6 protein-coding genes are annotated in these 6,375 nt (G+C 69.8%); 4 read left to right on the forward strand and 2 right to left on the reverse strand.

All coding sequences use genetic code 11. The features are described from left to right. Together RTM68_RS12260 and RTM68_RS12265 are read left to right on the forward strand one after the other, a co-directional pair. The coding region (locus RTM68_RS12260; RefSeq protein WP_396654229.1) for a Gfo/Idh/MocA family protein at positions 1-727 on the forward strand (727 nt) is incomplete at its 5' end. Between the two features lie 9 nt (positions 728-736). Beyond that, the gene (locus RTM68_RS12265; protein WP_312171276.1) at positions 737-1,360 is read left to right on the forward strand and encodes a DUF1684 domain-containing protein; all 624 of its coding nucleotides are present in this window, start codon (positions 737-739) and stop codon (positions 1,358-1,360) included. Between the two features lie 73 nt (positions 1,361-1,433). On the opposite strand, the gene RTM68_RS12270 is transcribed toward RTM68_RS12265, so the two are convergent. Beyond that, a complete protein-coding gene (locus RTM68_RS12270; RefSeq protein ID WP_312171278.1) occupies positions 1,434-2,444 on the reverse strand; it encodes a GTP-binding protein in 1,011 nt (336 codons plus the stop codon). Positions 2,445-2,516: 72 nt separating this feature from the next. On the opposite strand from RTM68_RS12270, the gene ykgO reads away from it, so the two are divergent. Further along, positions 2,517-2,639: a type B 50S ribosomal protein L36 gene (ykgO, locus tag RTM68_RS12275; protein WP_312171281.1), complete on the forward strand. Its 123-nt coding sequence runs from the start codon at positions 2,517-2,519 to the stop codon at positions 2,637-2,639. A gap of 31 nt (positions 2,640-2,670) precedes the next feature. On the opposite strand, the gene RTM68_RS12280 is transcribed toward ykgO, so the two are convergent. Further along, positions 2,671-3,840 carry an ROK family transcriptional regulator gene (locus RTM68_RS12280; protein WP_312171283.1) on the reverse strand — a complete coding sequence of 390 codons (1,170 nt, stop codon included), beginning with the start codon at positions 3,838-3,840 and terminating at the stop codon, positions 2,671-2,673. 102 nt (positions 3,841-3,942) lie between these two features. Here RTM68_RS12280 and RTM68_RS12285 point away from each other — a divergent pair. Further along, on the forward strand, positions 3,943-6,375 hold a 2,433-nt coding region (locus tag RTM68_RS12285; RefSeq protein ID WP_312171284.1), incomplete at its 3' end, for a glycosyl hydrolase 2 galactose-binding domain-containing protein.

Genomic DNA, 6,375 nt, shown 5'->3' on the forward strand with positions numbered 1-6,375 from the left:
GCCGGACACGGTGCTCGGCACAGGTCTGCAGACGGCGCGCGCCGCGATCGACGGCGGGGCGATCGGCAGCCCGACATCCGCCGCGGCGATGTGGGTCTCGGCGGGCCATGAGGCGTGGCATCCGCATCCGGATTTCTATTACCGCGTGGGCGGCGGTCCGCTGCTCGACATGGGGCCGTACTACGTGACGGCGCTGGTGCAGCTGCTCGGCCCCGTCGAGGCGGTGTCGGGCGCCGCATCGCGGTCGCGCGACGAGCGCGTCATCGGGTCGGGGCCGCGAGTGGGAGAGTCCATCCCGGTCGAGGTCGACACGCATCTCACCGGCATCCTGCACCATCGCTCGGGCGCGATCTCGACGGTGACCATGAGCTTCGACGGAGTGCGCTCCGCGGCATCGCCGATCGAGGTGCACGGCACCGAGGGATCTCTCGTGGTGCCCGACCCCAACGGCTTCGCCGGCGAGGTGCGCGTGCATCCGCGCGGTGGCGAGTGGAGTGCGCTCGAGCCCTCGGCCGGATTCGAGGACTCCGGGCGGGGAGTCGGTCTGATCGACTTCGCGAGGGGAGAGGCCCGCGCCGACGGCGCGATGGCGCTGCACGTGCTCGAGGTGATGACGGCGCTCGCGACGTCTGCGAGCTCAGGTCGGCGCGAATCGCTCTCGACGACGGTCTCGAGGCCGCCGCTCGTGCCGCTGACCGCCGCGGACGTGTGGCGCGGGCGGGCGTAGCCTGAGGGCATGACCACCTCAGCTCGCACGACTCTCGAGGTCGCCGACTGGCGCCGCCGCGTCTTCGCCCTGTACTCCGCGGTGCGGCACGCCGATTCACCCGAAGAGGCGCACGAGCTCTGGCGCATCGAGCGCGATGAGCTTCTGCTGCACCACCCGGCGACGCCGCTACTGGCCGACGATCGGGTGATGTTCGAGGGGCTGCCGATCGCCTCGTACGATCCGGCCTGGCGCTTCGAGCTGCCGATCCTCGACGCCGAGCCCGGGGGATTCGACTTCGCGACCGGCACCGACGGGGTGGTGCCCTTCGAGCGGATCGGCAGGGTCGAGATCCCCGACACGGGGTCGCTCGACGTGTGGCGGCTCACGACCTACGGCGGAGGTCTGTTCATCCCGCTGCGCGATTCGCTGGCGGGGAAGCCCGGCGGCACCTACGGCGGAGGGCGCTACCTGATCGACACGATCAAGGGAGCAGACCTCGGATCCGACGCGCATCGCGGCACGATCGTGCTCGACTTCAACTTCGCCTACAACCCCTCGTGCGCCTATGACCCGGCGTGGGCATGCCCGCTCGCGCAGCCGGGCAACGTGCTCGACGTGGCGGTGCCGGTCGGGGAGCTCTACGGCGCGTGAGCGTGCGGCTGCGGACCGCGTGACGACGCCCGGTCACTCCGCGACACCGGCTGCCGCGCTCGGTGCTCCGCGCTCAATCCTCCGTGTGCACGGACGCCGGCCACGGCGGAAAGGGGTCGTCGAGCCCGGACCAGTCGGCCCCTTCCGCCAGGAACTCGGAGTCCGAGACTGCGGCCCGGTCGAGCGCGGCGGAGAGCGCGGCCACATCCAGATCGACGCCGATGACCCCGATGTCCTGGCCGAGAGAGAGCATCTCCCCGTCGAGGCCGTCGTCGCGCACGAGGGGCTCGAGTGAGATCATCTGGCCGACGTGGTCCCAGCTGCCGACGATGCCCGGTCTGGTCGCGAGCCGGCAGAAGCCGGCAGATCGCAGGACGGCCCCGAAATCACCGCCGGGGAACTGGTCCTGGAGGAGCTGGTGGAGTCGCCCGGGGTGGAAGGGGCGCAGCTGCTCGTAGCGGAAGGCGCTGACCCGGATGTCGCTCATGTGCGGCCGGTGCTCGTCGTTGAGCAGGTGCACCCAGCCGGGCTGATTCTCGATCGGAGAGAACGCGGACGGCGGGGCGGCATCCGTCGCGCGATCGAGGCGCAGCCTGGCGGCGGGAGCGAAGTTGCTGAGTGTCGCGAGCAGCACCGACAGGTCTCTGGTCGCGACGTCGTCCCACCCGGTGATCAGGATCGTGCTCGCGTGCTCGATGTGCTGCACCATCCGGAGCGAGCGAGCGACGAAAAGCGGCGGACGACTGTTCGCGACCGACACGTAGTCGTCGATCAGAAGATCGTCGAAGAAGGATGCCGCCTCGACGACGCACACGAGTTCGGCGAGGGCGATGTCCTGGGCGTCGTCGAAGACTCCGATGGTGGTCTCCACCGAGGCGTCCGCGGGCAGCTCGATCACCATCCTGTCGAGTGATGCGACGGATCCGGTGGCGTGGACGGTCGCGAGTGCGGCATCCGCTCGGGAATCCGTCAGCGCGTCGGCCGGCACGTGGGAGCAGCGCTGGCGGCGCGCGACACGTCGCGCGACCGCCGACCGGGATTCCGGTCGGAGTCCGGTGACGACGGTGATCTGGGTGGTGCTCACGTTCCTCATTTCCGTTCAGGCGCTTCGGGGCCTATCGTGAAGATGATAACGGTTCTCAATAAGGAGAGTGCAATGAAAGTGCGAGCGTCGCTCAAGTCGCTGAAGAATCAGCCGGGTGCCCAGGCCGTCAGGCGGCGAGGCCGGGTGTTCGTGATCAACAAGCTCAACCCGAGGTTCAAGGGTCGACAGGGCTGAGTCGCGCAGCGGCGAGCGCGAAGGTCGCGCGTCAGAAGCGAAGCAGGCTGCGGATCGCGAGAACGGCGCCTGCGCGTGCCCACTCCGTGAACTCGAACGGCTGCACGTCGAGCGGTGCCGGCAGCGCGCTCGGCACGCGGGTGGCCTCGATCGTCTGCATGACGGTCTCGCCCTGCAGTTCCATCAGGGCGAGGCCGTCGCCGGTCAGCACGATCTTCTCGGGGTCGAGTCCGTTCAGGACGGTGCCGATGATGATTCCGAGCGCGCGCGCCGCGTCGCCGAAGGCGCGAAGAGCGATCGGGTCGCCCGCGCGCGCCCGCGCGACCGCGCCGTCGTAGTCCAGGTCGGTGCCACCCTCGCCTGCAGCGGCGATGGCCTGCACGATGCATGCGCTCGGCAGGTAGGCACTCGCACAGCCGTGATGCCCGAGTCCGCACGTCGGCCCGGTGGTGTCCACCAGCAGGTGGTCGAGCTGCCCGGCCCGGCCGTTGTGCCCGGTCACCACGCGTCCGTCGACGACGAGTCCGAAGCCGATGCCGGCACCCACGGTGACGAGCGCCAGCGAATCGCATCCCGCTCCGGCGCCGAACCAGTGCTCGGCGGCGGTCAGTGCGCGCACGTCGTTGTCGGCGGTCACAGGGATGCCGAGGCGCTCGCTGAGCAGGGCGGCGAGGGGCACATCGCGCCAGCGCAGGAAGAACGAGGCGACCACGATCTGCTGACCGTCGACGGTCGCGAGGTCACCGGCCAGGCAGACGCCGGCGGCATGGATGTCGTCGAACGTCTCGGAGAAGCGCGCGTGGATCCGCACGATCTGATCGACCGTGTCCTCCACGGAGTTCGACACGAGGGGCTCCTCGATCGAAGCGACGAGCCGGGCGCCGAGGGTGGTCACGACGGCGAAGACCGCGTCACCGGTGAGCTTGATGCCGAGAAGGTGATGCGCGTCGTCGCTGACGACGAGCATCTCGCTGGGGCGACCCATCGCTCCGCGCAGCGTGATCTCGTCTTCCGCGATCAGGGAGTGCTCGACGAGGAGTCGCGTGGCGCGGGTCATGCTCGCCCGCGACACCTGAAGGCGCCGCGCCAGCTCGGCCCGCGGCAGGGGGCCGTGGATCAGCAGCTCGCGGAGGGCACCGCGTTCGACGCCCGTCAGATGGGGCCAGGTGCGCATCTTCGCGCCCGCGTCGTGCTCGGTCACCTGTCCTGCTTTCGGTTCATCGACACCCGGATCATACCTCCGGGCTATACTGGCCTCACTTTGTAAACTTAGGTAATAAAGTAGCTCAACGCAAGGACGCTCATGGCACTTCGACCTCTTCACGACAACTGGACCCTGACCGCCGTCTCCGGCCCGATCCCGCAGGAGGTCGCGCAGGCGGCGGTCGCTGCGACCGTGCCCGGATGCGCGCACACCGATCTTCACGCAGCCGGCCTGATCGCCGCTCCTTTCGACGGCGACAACGAGTCGGCGCAGCAGTGGATCGGCAGCACGGTCTGGCGCTACGAGACCGAGTTCGACTGGCACGACGACGGATCGGATCGTCACGACCTGGTCGCCGACGGACTCGACACGGTCGCCGCGATCGAGGTCAACGGCCGCCTGATCGCCGAGACGCAGAACCAGCACCGGGGCTACCGCTTCGACCTCGGGGGGCATCTGCGCGACGGTGCCAACACCCTCGCGATCACCTTCCGCGCGCCCGTGGACGAGGCGGAAGCGCGCAGCGCCGAGCACGGGCCGCGCCCGCACGTGAACCACCACCCGTACAACGCGCTGCGCAAGGCCGCGTTCAACTTCGGCTGGGACTGGGGCATCGACGTCGCCACCAGCGGCATCTGGCAGCCGATCGGCCTGGACAGCTGGACCGGAGTGCGGATCGCCGCCGTCCGGCCGCTCGTCGATCTCGCCCGCCGCGAAGACGGCGTCGACGGGGTGCTCGATGCGCACATCGACCTGGAGTGGTCCGAGGTCTCCACGGGTGAGCCGGTGCTGGTGACGGTGTCGGTCGGCGGAACGAGCATCTCCGAGCAGGTGGCCCAGGGCGCGGCCGGGGTGGTCGTGAGCATCCGAGTCCCCGATGTGCAGCCCTGGTGGCCCGCAGGCCACGGCGAGCAGCCGCTCTACCCCGTCGAGGTCGCGCTCGACCGAGCCGGCGAGGCTGTCGATCACTGGTCGTCGCGGGTCGGATTCCGCACGGTGGCGGTGGACACGACTCCGGATGCCGAGGGCACGCCGTTCGTGCTGAGGGTGAACGACAAGGTCATCCAGGTGCGCGGGGCGAACTGGATCCCCGACCACGCCTTCGTCACCGAGATCGATGCGGACCGCTATCGGCGTCGCGTCCGCGATGCCGTCGAGGCGAACATGAACCTCCTCCGGGTGTGGGGCGGAGGCCTCTACGAGTCCGACGACTTCTACGACGCCTGCGACGAGGCGGGCATCCTCGTCTGGCAGGACTTCCTCTTCGCCTGCGCCGCGTATGCGGAGGAGGAGTGGCTCGCCGACGAGGTCGAGGCCGAGGCGACGCAGGCGATCGTGCGGCTCAGCCCGCATCCCTCGCTGGTGATCTGGAACGGGAACAACGAGAACATCTGGGGGCACGAGGACTGGGGCTGGAAGGAGCCGCTGGACGGTCGCACCTGGGGGCTCGGGTACTACCTCTCCCTCCTGCCGTCGCTCGTCGCCGAACTCGATCCGACGCGCTTCTACTCGCCGGCCAGCCCGTACTCGTTCGCCGAGGGCATCCACCCCAACGACGAGTCGCACGGCACCATGCACATCTGGGACGTGTGGAACACGCTCGACTACTCGGAGTACCGGCGTCATCGCCCGCGCTTCGCCTCGGAGTTCGGGTTCCAGGGGCCGCCCGCATGGACGACGCTCGTCGACGCGGTGCACGATGAGCCGCTCGATCCCTACGGGCACCAGATGCTCGTGCACCAGAAGGCCGCCGACGGCAACCTCAAGCTCGAGCGCGGCATGGCGGGCCACCTGCCCGAGCCCCGATCGATCGAGGAGTGGCACTGGGCCACCCAGTTGAACCAGGCCGCCGCCGTGCGCTTCGGCATCGAGCACTTCCGCTCGCTCTCGCCGCGCAACACCGGCGCGATCGTGTGGCAGCTGAACGACAGCTGGCCCGTGGTGTCGTGGGCGGCGGTCGACTTCGCCGAGCGACGCAAGCCGCTCTGGTTCGCTCTGCGCGACGTGTACGAACCGCGTCTGGCCACCTTCCAGCCGCGCGAGTCCGGGCTCGCGCTGGTCGTGCTCAACGACACCGACGAGCCCTGGCAGGGCGAGGTCGCTCTGCAGCGGACGACCTTCGACGGCCGGGTGCTCGCCGAGTCGGTGCAGGCGCTGTCGATCGCGGCGCGCGGTGAGGCGACGATCAGCCTCGACCCCGAGCTCACCGACCACGCCGACGCCGCCGGTGAGATCGTGGTCGCGCGGCTCGACGGCTTCCCCACGGCCGTGCACAACCCGGTCGAGCTCGTCGCTCAGAGACTCGACCCGGATGCGCTCGACGTCGAGGTCCGCCCCGCGGCGGACGAGCCGGGCGTGACGCTCGTGCAGGTCACGGCGCGGGCCTATGTGCGCGACATCACCCTGCTCGTCGACCGGTACGCGGCAGACGCGACGGTCGATCAGGGACTCGTCACGCTTCTCGCCGGCGAGACGGCGGTCTTCCGCGTCGCCGGCGGGGGTGATGCGGATCCGGCCACGCTGCAGGATCCC

It is taken from the genome of Microbacterium sp. (genome assembly GCF_031988965.1).
Classification (GTDB): Bacteria; Actinomycetota; Actinomycetes; order Actinomycetales; family Microbacteriaceae; genus Microbacterium.

Bases quoted from the DNA above. Each gene is read 5' to 3' on its own strand.
- ykgO (WP_312171281.1), top strand. From the start codon at position 2,517: ATGAAAGTGCGAGCGTCGCTCAAGTCGCTGAAGAATCAGCCGGGTGCC.
- RTM68_RS12265 (WP_312171276.1), top strand. From the start codon at position 737: ATGACCACCTCAGCTCGCACGACTCTCGAGGTCGCCGACTGGCGCCGC.